Origin of the sequence: Spongiactinospora sp. TRM90649 (genome assembly GCF_029382225.1) — a bacterium.
Taxonomy (GTDB): Bacteria; Actinomycetota; Actinomycetes; order Streptosporangiales; family Streptosporangiaceae; genus Spongiactinospora.
Genome location: NZ_JARLTC010000010.1, coordinates 130640 through 147124, shown reverse-complemented (window position 1 = coordinate 147124; position 16485 = coordinate 130640). Strand labels below are relative to the sequence as shown.

The 16485-nt window shown below is 72.7% G+C and carries 14 protein-coding genes; 6 read left to right on the top strand and 8 right to left on the bottom strand.

Translation table 11 applies throughout. The annotated features are described in order from the left end of the window. Positions 1-24 precede the first annotated feature (24 nt). Positions 25-441 (top strand): hypothetical protein, encoded by a 417-nt coding sequence (locus P3X83_RS14520; RefSeq protein ID WP_277305553.1) that lies wholly within the window; start codon positions 25-27, stop codon positions 439-441. A 97-nt stretch (positions 442-538) separates the two neighbouring features. On the opposite strand, the gene dop is transcribed toward P3X83_RS14520, so the two are convergent. The 4 genes from dop to P3X83_RS14500 form a co-directional block, all read right to left on the bottom strand. Further along, the gene (gene dop / locus P3X83_RS14515; RefSeq protein WP_277305552.1) at positions 539-2056 is read right to left on the bottom strand and encodes a depupylase/deamidase Dop; all 1518 of its coding nucleotides are present in this window, start codon (positions 2054-2056) and stop codon (positions 539-541) included. Positions 2057-2179: 123 nt separating this feature from the next. After that, positions 2180-3355, bottom strand: coding sequence for an acyltransferase (locus P3X83_RS14510; RefSeq protein ID WP_277305551.1), 1176 nt, complete (start codon positions 3353-3355; stop codon positions 2180-2182). A gap of 191 nt (positions 3356-3546) precedes the next feature. After that, positions 3547-5310, bottom strand: coding sequence for a proteasome ATPase (gene arc / locus P3X83_RS14505; protein ID WP_277305550.1), 1764 nt, complete (start codon positions 5308-5310; stop codon positions 3547-3549). A gap of 209 nt (positions 5311-5519) precedes the next feature. Then, positions 5520-6383: a tRNA (adenine-N1)-methyltransferase gene (locus tag P3X83_RS14500; protein ID WP_277305549.1), complete on the bottom strand. Its 864-nt coding sequence runs from the start codon at positions 6381-6383 to the stop codon at positions 5520-5522. A gap of 72 nt (positions 6384-6455) precedes the next feature. Between P3X83_RS14500 and P3X83_RS14495 the strand changes: the two genes are divergently transcribed. Continuing rightward, on the top strand, positions 6456-7553 hold the full coding sequence (locus P3X83_RS14495; RefSeq protein WP_277305548.1) for a GNAT family N-acetyltransferase: 1098 nt from the start codon (positions 6456-6458) through the stop codon (positions 7551-7553). Between the two features lie 29 nt (positions 7554-7582). Here P3X83_RS14495 and P3X83_RS14490 read toward each other — a convergent pair whose 3' ends face one another. Then, positions 7583-7780: a hypothetical protein gene (locus tag P3X83_RS14490; protein ID WP_277305547.1), complete on the bottom strand. Its 198-nt coding sequence runs from the start codon at positions 7778-7780 to the stop codon at positions 7583-7585. A gap of 130 nt (positions 7781-7910) precedes the next feature. Continuing rightward, entirely contained in the window at positions 7911-10535 is a 2625-nt protein-coding gene (locus tag P3X83_RS14485; protein ID WP_277305546.1) for a CHAT domain-containing protein, read from the bottom strand. Positions 10536-10658: 123 nt separating this feature from the next. Between P3X83_RS14485 and P3X83_RS14480 the strand changes: the two genes are divergently transcribed. The 4 genes from P3X83_RS14480 to P3X83_RS14465 all read left to right on the top strand — a co-directional run bounded on the left by P3X83_RS14480 (position 10659) and on the right by P3X83_RS14465 (position 13968). Beyond that, complete coding sequence (locus P3X83_RS14480) at positions 10659-12029, top strand: S8/S53 family peptidase (RefSeq protein WP_277305545.1); 1371 nt, start codon at positions 10659-10661, stop codon at positions 12027-12029. A gap of 60 nt (positions 12030-12089) precedes the next feature. Next, positions 12090-12683 carry a sigma-70 family RNA polymerase sigma factor gene (locus tag P3X83_RS14475; RefSeq protein ID WP_277305544.1) on the top strand — a complete coding sequence of 198 codons (594 nt, stop codon included), beginning with the start codon at positions 12090-12092 and terminating at the stop codon, positions 12681-12683. A 48-nt stretch (positions 12684-12731) separates the two neighbouring features. Beyond that, positions 12732-13202, top strand: a complete 471-nt coding sequence (locus P3X83_RS14470; protein WP_277305543.1) for a hypothetical protein — start codon at positions 12732-12734, stop codon at positions 13200-13202. A gap of 229 nt (positions 13203-13431) precedes the next feature. Further along, on the top strand, positions 13432-13968 hold the full coding sequence (locus tag P3X83_RS14465) for a hypothetical protein (RefSeq protein ID WP_277305542.1): 537 nt from the start codon (positions 13432-13434) through the stop codon (positions 13966-13968). 9 nt (positions 13969-13977) lie between these two features. Here the strand turns inward: P3X83_RS14465 and P3X83_RS14460 are convergent, their stop codons facing one another. Continuing rightward, positions 13978-15495, bottom strand: a complete 1518-nt coding sequence (locus P3X83_RS14460; protein ID WP_277305541.1) for a hypothetical protein — start codon at positions 15493-15495, stop codon at positions 13978-13980. 143 nt (positions 15496-15638) lie between these two features. Beyond that, positions 15639-16427 (bottom strand): serine/threonine-protein kinase, encoded by a 789-nt coding sequence (locus tag P3X83_RS14455; protein ID WP_277305540.1) that lies wholly within the window; start codon positions 16425-16427, stop codon positions 15639-15641. Positions 16428-16485: the final 58 nt, after the last annotated feature.

The window sequence follows — 16485 nt, the reverse complement described above, 5'->3', positions numbered from 1 at the left end:
AAAGCTACCTAATGGGAGTCCACCATGTCCGCTTCCATGTCCGCCTCCTCGCTGAGCACCGCAGGGGTGCTCCTGATCACCGTGCCCGCCGTCGCCTTCGGCGGCATGACACTGCTGGCACATCTCACTCGCAACATACCCGGCTATCTGGACAATCCGACCAGGCGAAGCCTGTGGCGGGCCGGGCACGCGCACGCGGGGGTGCTGGTGCTCTTCGCCCTGGTCGCCATGCTCTACGTGGACCAGGCCGCCCTCTCCGAAGGCGTCAAGGAACTCGTGCGCACGCTCATCGTGGCCGCCCCGATCCTGATGCCCCTCGGGTTCTTCCTGTCCGTGGTGCGCCCCCGCGACACCAAGCCCAACATCCTCATCTGGCTCACCGTGCTGGGCGGCGTGGGACTGGGGGTTGGCACGCTGACGCTGGGCATCGGCCTGGTCTGACCGGCCGTGCGGAGCGGCCCGGCCAGGCGCCTTTACAAAGTAGATCGGAAAGCACGAAAGAGAGGGCGCGTTCGCGCCCCCTCGTCGTCAGCGGGGATCAGTGGTCGCCGGTCAGGGCGGCCACCAGGTCGGCGGCCGTGTGGCAGCGGTCGAAGAGCTCCCCGACGTGGGCCTTGGTGCCGCGCAGCGGCTCCAAGGTCGGCACCCGCTGCAGGGAGTCGCGGCCGGGGATGTCGAAGATGACGGAGTCCCAGGACGCCGCCGCCACCGCCTCGCTGTACTGCCGCAGGCAACGGCCGCGGAAGTAGGCCCGGGTGTCGTTCGGCGGCTGCTCGATGGCCCGCTCGACGTCGGCCTCGGTCACCAGGCGCTGCATGCGCCCGCGCGCCACCAGCCGGTTGTACAGGCCCCGCTCGGTACGGATGTCGGAGTACTGCAGGTCGACGAGCTGCAGCCGGGGATGGCTCCAGGCCAGCCCGTCACGCGTGCGGTAGCCCTCCAGCAGCTCCAGCTTGGCCACCCAGTCGAGTTCGCGCGACAACTGCATCGGGTCTTCGGCCAAGCGGGTCAGCACGGACTCCCAGCGGTCCAGGACGTCCTTGGTGATCTCGTCCACGCCGTTGCCGCTGCGCTCCTCGGCGTACTTCCTGGCCTGCTCCAGATACTCCATCTGGAGCTGGATCGCGGTGAGCTTGCGCCCGTCGCGCAGCGGGATCTCGTAGCGGCAGGTCGGGTCGTGGGAGACCGCGCGCAGCGCGGCCACCGGGTTGTCCACGGCGAAGTCGCGGGTGAGGAAACCGTCCTCGATCATGGCGAGCACCAGCGCGGTGGAGCCCAGCTTCAGATAGGTGGAGATCTCCGACATGTTGGCGTCGCCGATGATGACGTGCAGCCGCCGGTACTTCTCCGGGTCGGCGTGCGGCTCGTCGCGGGTGTTGATGATCGGCCGCTTGAGCGTCGTCTCCAGGCCCACCTCGACCTCGAAGAAGTCGGCGCGCTGGCTGATCTGGAAACCCTCGCCGCGGGAGTCCTGGCCGATGCCGACCCGGCCGGCCCCGGTGACCACCTGCCTGGACACGAAGAACGGGGTCAGGTGCCGCACGATGTCGGCGAACGGCGTGGCCCGCCGCATCAGGTAGTTCTCGTGGCAGCCGTACGACGCGCCCTTGTTGTCGGTGTTGTTCTTGTAGAGCTGAATGGGGGCGTTGGACGGCACGGCCGACGCCCGGGTCGCCGCGTCGAGCATCACCCGCTCGCCCGCCTTGTCCCAGATCACCGCGGCCCGGGGATTGGTGCACTCGGGCGTGGAGTACTCGGGATGGGCGTGGTCGACATAGAGCCGCGCGCCGTTGGTCAGGATCACGTTGGCCAGCCCGAGATCCTCGTCGGTGAGCTGGCTGGGGTCGGCGACCTCCCGGGCCAGATCGAAGCCTCGGGCGTCGCGCAGCGGGTTCTCCTCTTCGAAGTCCCACCGCGCGCGGCGCGCCCGGGCCGCCGATGCCGCCAGGTACGCGTTGACGACCTGCGAGGAGGTCACCATCGCGTTGGCCCCCGGCTGGCCGGGCACGGATATCCCATACTCGGTCTCGATGCCCATCACCCGCCGTACCGTCATGCGCATCCTCTGTTCGTCGGGGCTGTGCTTCCGCCGTGTATATCCCCGAGCCTAGACCCTTCACCATCGGCTGCGGACAGACGGTTATGGCACAGATGCCTTTTCCCGGGTCTGCATGGGACTTTACGTGGTCGCGTGTCGCCTGGCGGCACGGCCTCTGCGCGAGGCGGGCCGGAACAGCCGCTGCACGGGCCGCTCGACCAGGGTGTAGACGGCGTAGGAGAGCGCGATGGCGGCCGCCGTGGCCGCCGCCGCGACCACCCACGGGGGCAGGGCGTCCCGGAGGCCCGGAACGAGCACCACGGCCACCGGAGTGTGGAAGAGGTAGAGCGGATAGGTCAGGCCGCCCAGGACCGTCAGGCCGCCCCACGTGAGCCTGGACAGGGCTCCGAGCGCCACCGCGGCCATGACGCCGAACATCAGCGTGATGGCGGCCACGACCATCCAGTCCTCGACGGGCATCCCCTTGAATCCCGCGGCCTTCACCCGCCCGGCGACCCGTTGCAGCGCCGATGGCAGCGCCAGGGCGTATCCGGCCGCCACGAACGCCCACAGGTGCACGGCGGAGCCGAAGCGGCGGATCAGGAACAGGGCCATGCCGGCGATGAAGTAGGGCGAGTACTTCGGCATCACGACCAGATCGGCGATCGGGCCGAGTTCCGCGAAGGTCGCGGCGACCGTCGCGGCCAGCCACACGCCCATGAAGATCAGGCAGCGGGCCATGGTGACCCCGGCCAGCACCAGCACCGCGATGAGCAGGTAGAAGCGCAGCTCGACCCAGAGAGACCAGTAGACGCCGTTGGCGTCGGTGACGCCGAACGCGCGCTGCAGCATGGTCAGGTTGACCGCGTACTCCCCCGTGGACAGCCGGGGGTTCAGGGCGGTCGCCGTGGTCAGGCCGTAGACGCCAACGACGGCGAGCACGCTCACCCAGTAGGCCGGGAACAGCCGCACGAGCCGGGAGCGGGCGAAGCCGCCGATCCCCCGGCCCCACACGGTCATCAGGATCACGAAGCCGCTGATCATGAAGAACAGCTCGACCCCGAGGATGCCGAGCCCGGCCATGGAGGCGGTCGCGGGGAACAGCTTGCTCGGGCGCTCCCCCCAGATCGAGGCGAACGCCACCAGGTAGTGGAACGCCACGACGGCCAGCGCCGCCAGGAACCGCAGCAGGTCGAGTTCCGCGATCCGCCCGAGGGACGGAGGCGACGCGGCAGCACCCTTATCCGCGGCGCGGGAGCCGCCCGACCGCTGGGACGGCACGCGCACGGCGCCCGCCCCCTGGACCGTCCCGGTCACCCGGCGTCCGCACCGATGTCTGCACGCACGCCGATTGGACGATCTAGGTCGCGAAGCGGTTCCCCGGTTTCCCCCTTTTCACACCGGCATCATCGATCACACCTGTCACGGGAGCCCCGGCGGCGGACACGCGAACGGCGCGGACCCGGTGGGGTCCGCGCCGTCGAAACGCGTCTCGGGGGCGCCCGCCGTCAGAGGTACTGACCGGTGTTGGCGACCGTGTCGATGGAGCGCCCGGCCTCGGTGCCCTGCTTGCCGGAGACGAGCGTGCGGATGTAGACGATCCGCTCGCCCTTCTTGCCGGAGATGCGGGCCCAGTCGTCGGGGTTGGTGGTGTTGGGGAGGTCTTCGTTCTCGGAGAACTCGTCGACGCAGGCGGCGAGCAGGTGGGCGACTCGCAGGCCCTTGCTGCCGGTCTCCAGGAACTCCTTGATCGCCATCTTCTTGCCCCGGTCGACGATGTTCTGGATCATCGCGCCGGAGTTGAAGTCCTTGAAGTAGAGGACCTCCTTGTCACCGTTGGCGTAGGTGACCTCCAGGAAGCGGTTCTCCTCGCTCTCGGTGTACATCCGCTCCACGACCCGCTGGATCATCGCCTGAACGGTCGCGTCACGGGAGGTGCCGTGCTCGGTCAGGTCGTCCTGGGAGAGCGGGAGCGTGGTGGTGATGTACTTGGAGAAGATGTCCTTGGCCGCCTCGGCGTCGGGACGCTCGATCTTGATCTTCACGTCCAGCCGGCCGGGACGCAGGATCGCGGGGTCGATCATGTCCTCGCGGTTCGACGCCCCGATCACGATCACGTTCTCCAGGCCCTCGACACCGTCGATCTCGGACAGGAGCTGGGGCACGATCGTGTTCTCGACGTCGGAGGAGACTCCGGAACCACGGGTCCTGAAGATCGAGTCCATCTCGTCGAAGAACACGATCACCGGGGTGCCCTCGGAAGCCTTCTCCCTGGCCCGCTGGAAGACCAGCCGGATGTGCCGCTCGGTCTCGCCGACATACTTGTTGAGCAGCTCTGGGCCCTTGATGTTGAGGAAGAAGCTCTTGCCGGACTGGCCGGTCTTCTCCGCCACCTGCTTGGCCAGCGAGTTGGCGACGGCCTTGGCGATGAGGGTCTTGCCGCAACCGGGCGGGCCGTAGAGCAGGACGCCCTTGGGCGGGCGCAGCTCGTGCTCGCGGAACAGGTCGGCGTGCAGGTAGGGAAGCTCGATGGCGTCCCGGATCAGCTCGATCTGGCGGGAGAGGCCGCCGATCTCCTCGTAGGAGATGTCGGGCACCTCCTCCAGCACGAGCTCCTCGACCTCGGACTTGGGGATCCGCTCGTACACATAGCCGGACCTCGGTTCGAGGAGGAGGGAATCGCCGGCCCTGATGGGCTGTTCCTTGAGCGACTCGGCAAGACGGACCACGCGCTCCTCGTCGGCGTGCGAGATCACCAGCGCGCGCTCGCCGTCCTCGAGCAACTCCTTCAGCATCACGATCTCGCCGACGGTCTCGTAACCGAGCGCCTCGACGACGTTCAACGCCTCGTTGAGCATGACCTCCTGGCCACGCATCAGGGACTGCACATCGACGGCCGGGCTGGCGTTGACCCGGAGCTTGCGCCCCCCGGTGAACACCTCCACCGTGCCGTCCTCCCGGGCCGACAGGAAGACGCCGAAACCCGACGGCGGTTGCGCCAGCCGGTCGACCTCCTCCTTCAGCGCGACAATCTGGTCTCTCGCCTCCTTGAGGGTCGCCACGAGGCGTTCGTTCTGACCGGTCACCGCGGCCAGATTCGCCTGTGCCTCGTGCAGGCGCTCCTCCAGAACCCTTGCCTGACGGGGAGACTCCGCAAGCTTGCGGCGCAGCGCGGTGATCTCCTCCTGGAGGAAGGAGACCTGTGTTGTGAGATCGGCGACCTCCCGTTCGCGCTGTGCGGCTCGAGCCTCAGCGTCGTCGCGAGCTGCCATGCCCGTCACCTCCTTCCCAGTCGAGGGCGACTACTAAAGACCCTACCTATCTAGCGGCTTTCCGTAACCTGGCCGGGCAGTGTTCGTCTAGTTACAACCGGTGCTTGGTGATTAATCCCTAATAGATGCGTTTAGTACTGGCAGCATACGAACACGGCAATCTGTTCCCGTGTCGCGCGCGTTTCAGGGCCGATGCCGAATCGTCACCATCACGGCGCGCTCGCCTCCTCGCCATACGCTCCCTTCGCCGGACGCCTGCGGCGGGGCGGGGGGGTGACCCCGTCCGCCATGCGGCGGGCCGTGACGAGGAACCCGGTGTGCCCGACCATCCGGTGGTCGGGCCGTACGGCGAGCCCTTCGACATGCCAGTCGCGGATGAGGGTCTCCCACGAATGCGGTTCGGTGAAACTCCCGTGATCCCTGATGCTCTCGACAGTACGCGAGAGCTGGGTCGTCGTGGCGACATAACAGCAGATCACGCCTCCGGGCGTGAGCGACTTGGCCGCGGCGTCCACGCACTCCCATGGGGCGAGCATGTCGAGCACGACGCGGTCGACATCGGTCTCGTCGAGTGCCGTGACGAAGTCGCCGACGACCAGCCGCCACTGCTCGGCCGGCCCGCCGTAGAACTTCTCCACGTTCTTGCGGGCCACCTCGGCGAAGTCCTCGCGCCGCTCATAGGAGGTCAGATGACCGTTCTCTCCCACCGCCCGCAGCAGGAAACAGCTCAGCGCCCCCGAACCGACCCCCGCCTCGACCACCCGGGCCCCGGGGAAGACGTCGGCCATCCCCACGATCATCGCGGCGTCCTTGGGATAGATCACCGCCGCCCCGCGCGGCATGGACACCGCGTAGTCCTGGAGCAGGTGGCGGAAGGCGAGGTAGGCCGTGCCGCCGGACGAGCGCACCACCGACCCCTCCGGCATCCCGATCAGCTCGTCGTGCTGAATCGACCCCTTGTGCGTGTGGAAGGCGCCGCCCTCGCGCAGCGTCACCGTGTGACGCTTGTTCTTCGGGTCGGTGAGCTGAACCTGATCACCGGGCCGGAACGGCCCGTGCCTGCGAAAACCCATGCCGGAAAGGGTATAGCCGCGGCGGGCGCAAATGATTCGCACGAGCGCGCCCCATCCTGGTAGCAAAGGGACATGTTCACCCCCGAAGTGATTCCCGCCGGGCGCGCCGAACTGCGTCCCCCCGGCGAACAGGACGCCGACGCCATCGCCCGAGCCTGCACCGACCCGATGATCACCCGGTTCATCCCGTCGGTGCCCGTGCCCTACACCCGCGACGACGCGGTGGCGTACCTCTCGACGGCATCCGAGGAGTGGCGCCGCGGAGGGGCGTTCTTCACCATCGCCGACCCGGCGTCCGGCGACTGGCTGGGCAACATCGGCCTCAAGCGGCCCGACCCGCACGGCAACCGGGAGATCGGCTACCTGGTCGCGCCGTGGGCGCGGGGCAGGGGCCTCGCCACCGCAGCCACGCGGGCGCTTACGGAGTGGGCCTTCGCCCGGGACGTGCGGCGGGTGGAACTGCTGGCCGACCTGCAGAACCTGGCCAGCCAGCGGGTGGCCGGGGCCGCCGGGTTCCAGCGGGAGGGCGTCAGGCGCGCCAGCGAGCGCCGCCGCGACGGCAGGTACTACGACATGGTCGCCTTCTCCAGGCTGTCGGACGACCCGGGCCTGCCGGTCCGGCCCTTCCTGCCCTATCCGGCCGACGACGAGATCACCGACGGCGTGGTGCGGCTGACGCCCATCGCGCCGCACGACGCCGCCGACTTCCACGCGATGATGTCCGACCCCGAGGTGCTCAAGTACCACGTGCCGCCGCAGAGCCCGCCGCCGGAGGAGATCGCCGCGCGCTGCCGGATGACGATCACGTGGTGGCTCTCCGGGCAGCGGGCCGAGCTGGCCGTCCGCGACGCGGTCACGGACGAGTTCGCCGGGCACATCCAGCTCATGGACGTCGTGCCGGTGATCGGCCAGGCCATGCTCGGCTACTCCCTCGTGGCCCCCCACCGGGGCAAGGGGCTGGCCACGCGCGCGGTGAACCTGCTGGTCTCGTGGGCCTTCGGCAAGACCGGGCTGCGCAGGATCGTGGCGGGCACCAACCCGGACAACCGCGCCTCCCAGGCCGTCCTTCAGCGGGCCGGTTTCACGCCCGAGGCGCTGATCCGCGGCCTGCTGCCCGGCCCCGGCGGCACCCGCCAGGACGACCTGCAGTGGGCCCTGCTGCGCCGTTGAGACGGCGCCCCGAGCAAGGGGCCCACCGGTCAGCGGCCGAGGGCTCCGAGCACCTCCCCGAGCGCGCCGAGCACGTCGCCCTCGCCGCTGAGGCTCAGCTCGGAGACCTGACGTCCGACACGCATCATCACCACGACCTCGGCGCCCCGGCTCCGCACCCACAGCTCCCACGAACGGGGGCGCGGGTCCGCCGGCGCCCCCGACGACTCCAGCGACGTCATGCTCATCGCCACCGACTCCCCTTCATCCGCTTCTCCGCCGATCCCCTCGCACGGACATGAGCCGCCCGGCCCGCACCTGATACATGCCGCGTCCTGATACATGCCGGATCCGCATCGCGGCGATCCGGGCGGAGCCTCAGCCCGCGCCGATGGCGGCGAAGGACGCGCCCGTGGCCCAGTCCAGCGGGTCGTCCGCGAGGGTCAGGCGGGCGGTGCGCAGCGCCCCGGCGAGCGGCTCCCCGGCGGCCAGGGCGCGGTGCAGGACGACCATGAGGCGCGCGGTGGCCTCGTCGTTGACGGGCACCAGGCCCGCGACGATCCCGGCCGTGCCGAGCGGCAGCAGCGCCGCCGCCAGGCCCAGCAGCTCGTCCGCCCCGGCGGGGACGAGCTGCCCGGAGTCGCAGCTCGGCAGGACCAGGTGGTACGGCGCGCGGCGCAGGCGTTCCAGGTCGCAGACGGTGAGCGGGCCGTCGTCGAGGATGAGCGAGGAGAACAGCGGGTTGTCGGCGCGGAAGTCGCCGTGCGCGGCCACGTGGGCCAGGCGCCCGCCGTCCAGGGCGGAAAGGACGCGGTCGGCGGTGGCGGTGCCGTCGCGCAGGATGAGGGCCCCGTCGTAGAGCGGGGTGACGAGGGGGACCTCCGCGCCGCCGCCGCGCATCCCGGGGCCGCGCACGAAGACCACGCCGCCGCCGGACGGCGGGGCGGTCGCGCGGGCGCGCAGCCACGCGCCCGCCGAGGGCGCCGCGCACACGGCGCGGTCCGCCAGCGCGGGCAGCAGCGCCCAGGGGACACCGTGCAGCCTGCTCGGCGGCACGACGACGAGCGACCCGTCGCCCAGGTGGGGCACGGCGTCGCCGAGGACGGCCCGCTGCAGGCGGAGCGCGGTGCGGCGCACGCCGTCCGCGGCGGCCTTGGGGTCGGCGGAGCAGGCGAACGCCATGCGCCGCAGGCCGGACCTGGCGTACTCGACCTCGGTGACCGCCTCCGCCAGGGCTCCCCCGCGCCGCCTGACCACCCTGCCCTCGCCGCAGACCAGCACGTGCAGCTCGCCGTCCACCTCGGCGATCTCCACCAGCGTGGTCGCCGGGGACGTCTCCCCCAGCCGCGCGAGCAGTTCACCGGCGTCCAGCCGTCCGGGCGGCGCCGGGCCGGGGCCGCCCGAGGTGCGCAGGACCCGGCCCCTGATCCGCTGTTCCAGCTCGGCGCGGCGGCGTTCCAGCGCGGGCGCGCCGTCCGACCGTTCGACGAGGCCCGCGATCTCCCGCAGCGCGGCCAGGTCGCGGGTCAGCGCCCGGTCCGCGGCGGGCCGTACGGCGGGCGGCGTCAGCGCCGTGGCCCGCCAGCGCTCGCTCCAGGCCAGCAGGTCCCTGCCCCGCCCGCCGCGCAGCGCGGCCCGCTGGGCCAGCCTGGCCAGCTCGGCCCCGTGGGCGGTCGCCTGGGCGCGCATCTCGGTGGCCCCGAGCGTGATCCGGTGCTCGTCGAGCAGGTCGAGGCCGCGGCGGCAGGCGCGCAGCAGCCTGCGCCGGTCGCCCGCGGCCTCGGCGCGCAGGGCCTCTGCGAGCCAGCCGCCCGTGCGGACCAGGGCAGGGCCGCGCCGCCGGACGCGGGCCGCCCGTTCCAGGTGGGGGGCGGCCTCGCCGGGGCGTCCGAGGGCCAGCGCGGCGCGTCCGGCGAGCAGGTGGCCCTGGACCGCGTCGGGGGATCCCAGGTCGGCCAGGCGGGCGGCGACGCGGGCGGCCTGCCGTACGAGCCGGGCGGTGGCCCGGCCCGCGGCCAGCTCGGAGGCGAGGACCACGAGCCGGGCGTGGGCGTGCCACCACTCGCGCCGCTGGGCGGCGGACATCCTGGCCGCCGCCCCCGCGCGCTCCCGCGCCGCCTCGTGGTCGCCGAGCGCGAGCGCCGCCCGCGCGGCGGCCAGGTACAGCTCGGCCCTGCGGGTGCGCTGGCCGCGGATGCGGTCGAGTTCGCCGATGCCGCGCTCGGCCTCGGCCAGCGCGTCCTGGTACAGCCCGGCGGCCAGCAGCGTGCGGCAGCGGTCGAGGCGCAGCTCGGGGGTGGGCAGGGCGAGCGCGCGGAACCGCTCCCTCGCCTCGTCGTAGCGGGTCAGCGCGAGCGGCAGGTCGCCCAGCCGGGCGGCGAGCAGCCCCCGGTTGTGCACGGCCATCGCGCGTTCCAGCCGCTGGTCTGTACGCGCGAACAGCTCCTCGGCCTCCCGCAGGTCGGCGTCGGACGCCTCGGCCGCGCCGAGGGCCAGGTTGGCCATCGCCCGCGCGGTGAGGGCCCGCGCCGCCCACAGGTCGTCGCCCGCGCGGCGCAGCAGACCGGCGGCGGCGGTCAGGTCGTCCAGGGCGGCCCGGTGACGGCCCACGATGCTCAGCGCGCCGCCCCTGCGCAGCAGGATCCGCCCTGCGTCCGGGCCGCCGGACAGCGCGACCGCGGCGTCCAGGGCGGCCAGGCCGGGCGCGGTCCGGCCCGCCTGGGTCAGGGCGACCCCGAGGGTGGCGAGGACGTCGGCCTCCCGCCCGGGCCGTCCCGACCGGCGCGCCAGCCGCAGGGCCGCGCGCAGCTCCCGCACGGCGGCCGAGGTGTCGCCGAACTCCCGCAGCACGATCCCCCGCGCCTGGCGGGCGACGGACGCCGCGTACGGTGCGGGCCCGGCCGCGAGCACGGCCTCCGCCGCCGCCAGGGCCTCGCGAGGACGCGAGAGCGCCAGCGGAAGCAGGTACAGCGCGGCGGTGTCCTCCGCCGTGTCGTCGGCCATCTGGGGGCTCACCCGCGCCGCAGCGGGTAGATCGGAGGTAAATGAGTAGAGACGTACTCATGCACGGCGGTTCTCACGGATCAGAGTCTGGTAGCACCCTCTCGTCCATACCAAGGCGGCGCCATGTCCGAACCGGCATTCCAGCCCGAGAAGTTCCTGACGCAGTTCGCGTTCGTCCGGGAGCAGATGCTGTTCTCCGGCCGTTCGATCGACTTCGACCCGCCGGACCACCGGTCGCCTTCCTATGTGTACGAGGCCGATCACGTGCTGGTCGCCGAGGAGGACACCGCCCGGCGGGCACGGCTGACCAGCGTGATCTCCGGCATTCCGGGCGTGGACGCCCTGGTGCCCACCGGTGACGGGGCGGCCCTGTCCGACGGCCCGCCCGACGCGCCGGTGGCCCGCTACCGCGTCGAGTCCTCGTCCGGGCTCACGGTGCCGCGCCTGCTGGACGAGGTGGACGAGCGGATGCCGGAGAACCGCGAGCAGCCGATGGTCACCCCGAACCACGTCCTGACCATCGCCGGGGTCTACCTGTGCCCGGAGGACGAGCCGATCCCCATGCGGACCGCCGTCCCCTACCCCGCGCCGCTCGCCGCCAGCGGGCCGCACCCGGTGTCGGTGCGCGTGGTCGACACCGGCCTGGTGCCCGACCACGAGAAGCTGCCCACCGCCCTTTCCGGCGGCGGGGTGTGGGTCCAGGGCATCGACGGAGGGCCGAGACTGCCGTTCGACCCGGAGGACATCCCGCTGTACGTCGGGCACGGCACGTTCATCGGCGGGATCGTGGGCTGCCTGGCCCCGAGCGCGGACATCTACGTGGCCAACGACCTGCGGTTCGGCGGCGCGGTCACCGAGTGGGACCTGTACGGCGGGCTGGCGCGCGCCGCAGGCCCCGGGCCCGTCCCCGACATCATCAGCCTGTCGGCGGGCACGACCACCAGGAACGCGCTGCCGCCGCCCGGCATGACCGCGATCATCCGGCGGATCGAGGAGAGCTTCCGGCGCACCGGGGCGCCGCTGCTGGTCGCCGCGGCGGGCAACAACGCGTCCACCGAGCCGCTGTGGCCCGCGGGCTTCGCCGCCGACTTCGAGTCGGTGCTGTCGGTCGGGGCGCTCGCCCAGGCCCAGCCGCCGAGGCGGGCCTGTTTCAGCAATCACGGACCCTGGGTGAAGGTCTACGCTTCGGGGGAGAAACTCGTCAACGTCTTCCCCGACGGCCACTATCGCCACCGGCACGCACCCTCGGAGATCTGCACCAGCGACGCACTGACTCCCGGAAAGGGTGAGACGCGCTGCTTCAACGGAGATCTGGCGCGGTGGAGCGGCACCTCGTTCGCCACACCGCTGGTCGCCGGACTGATCGCCAGGCGGATGGCCCGCACGGGCCAGACCGCGCGTCAGGCGACGTCCGACGTGATGGCCTTCGCCCGCTCCCAGGCCGGAGCCGGGCCGCTGCCCGCCGTGCTGACGGCCGACAACGAGATCGTCTAGCGCGCGGCAACGGCCACAGTGACCACAAGACCCGATCCGCGCCGCCCGAGGGGGTGCGCGGTGACGGCTGAGCCGCATCCCGTGCTGGCCGCCGCCGGCGGCGACGCGGACGCCTGGCGTGCGCTGGTCGACCGCTACCAGGGGCTGGTCTGGGCGGTGGCCAGAGGATACGGGCTCGGCGGCGGCGACGCCGAAGAGGTGTTCCAGGTGACCTGGCTGCGCCTCGCCGAGCACATCGCCCGGATCAAGGACCCCGACCGCGTCGGGGCCTGGCTGGCCGCGACCGCGCGGAACGAGGCGCTGCGCGCGCTGCGCCGTGGCGGGCGGCTGCGCCCGACCGGAGACCCGCAGGCCCTGGAGACCACCGACGACCGCTCGCCCGAGGTGGTGGCGCTGGAGACGGAGGCCGCGGCGGAGGCCGACGCCCGCACCGCCCAGCTCTGGCTGGCCTTCCAGGCGCTCCCTGAGCGCTGCAGGCGGCTGCTGCGGGTGCTGATCGCCGACCCCTCCCCCGGATACGCGGCCGCGGCCGAGGCGCTCGGGATGCCGGTCGGCAGCATCGGCCCGACCAGGGCCCGCTGCCTGACCAAGCTGCGGGTACTGCTCGCCGCGCGCGGCATAACGGACGCGGCCGGAGGCCCCGGGGACGCATGAGGGGCGAGCGGCGCCCTGGCGGGCGCGAGTGAGCGAGGGAGCAGGCGGTTGGACCACCACGACGGACCCGGCGACGAACTGCACGACGAACTGGAGCGCGCGCTGCGGGAGGCGGCCTTGGCGATGGATCCCGTCCCGCCGGAGGCGTACCGCATCGCGGTCGAGTCCTTCGCCTGGCGGACGGCGGAGGCCGAGTTGGCGGAGCTGGTCTTCGACTCATCCGCCGCGGCCGAACTGGTGCGCGGCTCCTCCCGGCCGCACCTGTTCACCTTCCAGGCGAGCGCGCTGAGCGTCGAGGTGGAGATCACCGGCTCCGGCGCCGCCAGGCGGCTGGTCGGGCAACTCGTACCGCCCGGCCCGGCGGAGGTCGAGATCAGGAGCCGCGAGTCCGTCCGGAAGGTGCGGGCCGACCGGCTCGGCCGGTTCGCGGCCCCGCTGCCGGGCGACGGCCCGGTCAGCCTGTGCTGCCATCCCGAGGGCACGGACGTCCCCGTGGTGACGGAGTGGGTCACGCCCTGAAATGGGTGTGCCGCGCGGACTTTGCGCGGCGCCACGCCGTGGGAACGTTCCCACCCGCCGAGGTCGTGCCCGTTTGGTGGTCAATGCGGAGTAATGGGGCGATACTCCGATCACCGCCTGACACCCCCATGCGCGTGTGCGCTCGTCGCCGCACGCGGCCTCGGGAGTGCGGGCATCGCCCCGCGGGATCATGTCCCCGCCGGGCGTTCCCAGGCAGGGAGGGATTCGCATGAGCACTAGGGAAATCACCCGCACCGCGCCCGGCGAGGCCGGTGACGCGCTGCGGGCGCTGATCGACTGTTTCTCCGGGCACGACTCGGCCGGCATGGTGGGGCGGCTGGTCGAGGCCGCCGCCGCGGTCGCGGGCACGCGGTACGCGGGGCTCATCGAGGTCGAGCCCGCCGACGAGCGGGCCTTCCGGGTGCTGGAGCGGACGCCGCCGGGCGACCCGCAGCGCGTGGGCCGGTGGCTGACCGGCAGCGGCGTCCTGCGGACGCTGGCGACCGGTTCCGATCCGATACGCCTACCGCGCGATCCGTCGGCGTACGCCCCCGGCTTCCTCGCCGTACCGATCCCGCTGTCCACCCGGCGGCAGGCGTATCTGTGGGTGGCCGGACGCGGGTTCGACGACGCCGACGAGCACCTGCTGGTCCGGCTGGCGTGGGCCGCGGGCACGGCCCTTGAGGCGGCGTGCGGGCTGGAGACGGCGACCCGCGCGCTGCGCTCGGTCCACGCGTTCTGCCCGCCGTCGCGCACCCGTTCCTGATCGCGACGCTCACTCCGCCGGCTCGGACGAGACGACCACCTCGGTCGGACCGGGAACGGCCGTGCGGAACTCCTCACCGTCGGTGGGCGACGGCTCGGGGGTGGCCGTCACCGTGATGACGTCCGTGGGGGTCGGCGTCGGGGTGTCCGTGGGCGTCGGCGTCACGACGTCCGTGATCGACGGGGACGGCTTGCCGGACCCGCACCCACCTCCCCCCGGGGTCGTCTCCCCCGGCGCGGGCGACTCGGTGGGTGGAGGCGGGGTCTCCATGAGCGTGGGAACCGCCCACGCGGCCCTCAGCACGCCGCCTGCGGGCCCTGCGGCCCCCGCCGGGGCGGGAGCCGCCACCGGCCCGCCCGCGGGCTCCTCCGTCTCGATCATGGGCTCCGGCGGCTCGGTGGACACCTCCGGCGACGGCGGAGGCGGCGGCACGCACCGGGGCGGCAGGACCGGCGGCCTGCCGGGGCGCACCCGGCCCGCGGCGGGCCTGCCCACACAGCTCACCCGCCGCTCGCCGCCGGGTGTGCGGATCACGATGTCGCGCAGCACGCTCCGCGAGGTGGCCCGGCCGACGGCGCCGCCGAAGCGGGCGAGGTGCACGCCGTGCGTGATGTCCTTCTCGGCGACCTCGTAGAGCGCGCGGACGGTGGTGCCGCGCGTCTCCATCCGCTGCACCAGCGCCCCGGCCGCCTCGGTGAGGAAGAAGTTCGCCCCCCTCGGCGCCAGCGCCAGCGGGTTGGCGATGATCTCGGGCAGCGCCCGCCGTACCGCGCGGGCGTCGGCCGCCGCGCGCAGGTCGAGGATCCGGGTGATCTGCCGGACCCGGTCGCGCCCGGCGGGCGCCTCGGCGACCACGGTCAGCCGCCGGGCGGTGCCGCCGCCGTCGAACCGGACCGCGTAGGAGACCGACACCTTGCCCGAGGGCCGCTCCAGCCCGAGGCGCGCGGTCGCGTTGCCCGCCGGCTTGAGGACCAGCGTCCCGCTCCACTCGCGGGTGACCGTCATCCCGGTGTCGGCGTGGCGGGTCAGCTCCGCCGACGTCCTGGCCTCACCGGCGACCTCGGCCCCCACGACGTTGCGGATCCCGGCCTGCGCCGAGCCCGCGACGCCCGCGTCGAGTTCCACGCTCATCCGCGCCCACCCGCTCGGCGGGATCTTCTTGGCGAGGACCTCCTCGATCACGTCGCGCTCCGGGCTCTCGTAGTAGAACCCGACGCGGGTGCCCGTGGTCACGCCGATCTCCGCGCCGCCCAGCGCCGCGGCGACGTCGAGCTTGGCGCCGCCCGCCAGGCGGTAGACGAGGTAGCCCGCGAACAGCCTGCCGTCCTGCCCCGGCCGCCGCAGCTCGGCGAACCCGGTCGAGGCGCTCGCGCTGACCGACGCCAGGTTGGCGTCGATGTCCACGGTGTCGGTGACGACGCCTTCGCGTAGCGTGCAGTGGTATCCCTCGACCTCGTCGCCCGCCGCGCACGCCGCCGCGCACGGCAGGACGGCGAGCATCACCACGGCGATCGCCGTTCGGCGCATCGGGCCCCCTCGGATCGGCGGCGCATGGAGAACCATGCGGAACCACGAAGTACCTGAAGAACAGGGCCCCGATCGTGGCACCCCCGCCGCGCCCGGCGGATGAGTAGCCCGCTACTCATCTTCGGCAGGGGCCGCGTGCGCGGCTAGGGCGCCATCGCCAGGAGGAGGTCGGCCAGGACCGCCGCCGTCGGCCGTTTGCCGGGGTCGCCGATGCAGGCGTGGACCAGGTCGGCCACCTCGTGGTCGAGCCCGGGGGCGACGGCGGGGGACGTGCTGTGGACCTTGCGCAGGGTCAGCAGGGTGTCGTGGGTGGGCAGGTCGCCGTACAGGCCCGTGCCGGTGATCGCCCAGTGCAGGGTGGCGCCGAGCGACCACACGTCGTTCAGCGGCGTCGGCGGGTCGCCCTGCAGTTGCCCGGGGTCGGTGAACTCGACCGAGCCCACGCCGCCCATCCCGGTGACCGTGACGCCCGGGGTGAGCACCTGCGACAGCCCGAGGTCGGACAGCTTGCCGCCGTGCGGGGTGAGCAGCACGTTGCCCGGCCGGATGTCGCGGTGCACGATGCCCTCCTCGTGCAGCGCGTGCGCGGCCCTGGCCGCGCAGCCGACGGCCCGCAGCAGCGCGTCACGCTGCGGCGGCCGGACCGGCCTGGCCACCGACCCCTCCGGCAGGTACTCCATCGAGTAGTAGAAGATCCCGCCCTGCTGACCGGCGTCGTAGAGAGTGACCAGGTACGGCGAGCTGACCGCCGCGAACGCCCGCAGCTCCCTGGTGGCCCGGCGGAAGGCGTCCTGGCCGGTGCCGCCGAGCACCTTCACCGCGACGTGCTCGGCGTCCACCGGCAGCCGCTCGGGACGCTCGGCCAGGAAGAACTCACCGTGGTTGCCCGCACCCAGCGACCGCACGAACCGGTAGTCCGCGATGCCTTCCACCGACGCTCCCCTCCCGACGCCCGTTTCCAGTCGCGACGGGCATTCCCAAACGGTAACG

Bases quoted from the DNA above. Each gene is read 5' to 3' on its own strand.
- P3X83_RS14490 (WP_277305547.1), bottom strand. From the start codon at position 7,780: ATGAGCATGACGTCGCTGGAGTCGTCGGGGGCGCCGGCGGACCCGCGC.
- P3X83_RS14495 (WP_277305548.1), top strand. From the start codon at position 6,456: ATGTTCACCCCCGAAGTGATTCCCGCCGGGCGCGCCGAACTGCGTCCC.
- P3X83_RS14520 (WP_277305553.1), top strand. From the start codon at position 25: ATGTCCGCTTCCATGTCCGCCTCCTCGCTGAGCACCGCAGGGGTGCTC.
- arc (WP_277305550.1), bottom strand. From the start codon at position 5,310: ATGGCAGCTCGCGACGACGCTGAGGCTCGAGCCGCACAGCGCGAACGG.
- P3X83_RS14480 (WP_277305545.1), top strand. From the start codon at position 10,659: ATGTCCGAACCGGCATTCCAGCCCGAGAAGTTCCTGACGCAGTTCGCG.
- dop (WP_277305552.1), bottom strand. From the start codon at position 2,056: ATGACGGTACGGCGGGTGATGGGCATCGAGACCGAGTATGGGATATCC.
- P3X83_RS14465 (WP_277305542.1), top strand. From the start codon at position 13,432: ATGAGCACTAGGGAAATCACCCGCACCGCGCCCGGCGAGGCCGGTGAC.
- P3X83_RS14460 (WP_277305541.1), bottom strand. From the start codon at position 15,495: ATGCGCCGAACGGCGATCGCCGTGGTGATGCTCGCCGTCCTGCCGTGC.
- P3X83_RS14500 (WP_277305549.1), bottom strand. From the start codon at position 6,383: ATGGGTTTTCGCAGGCACGGGCCGTTCCGGCCCGGTGATCAGGTTCAG.
- P3X83_RS14485 (WP_277305546.1), bottom strand. From the start codon at position 10,535: ATGGCCGACGACACGGCGGAGGACACCGCCGCGCTGTACCTGCTTCCG.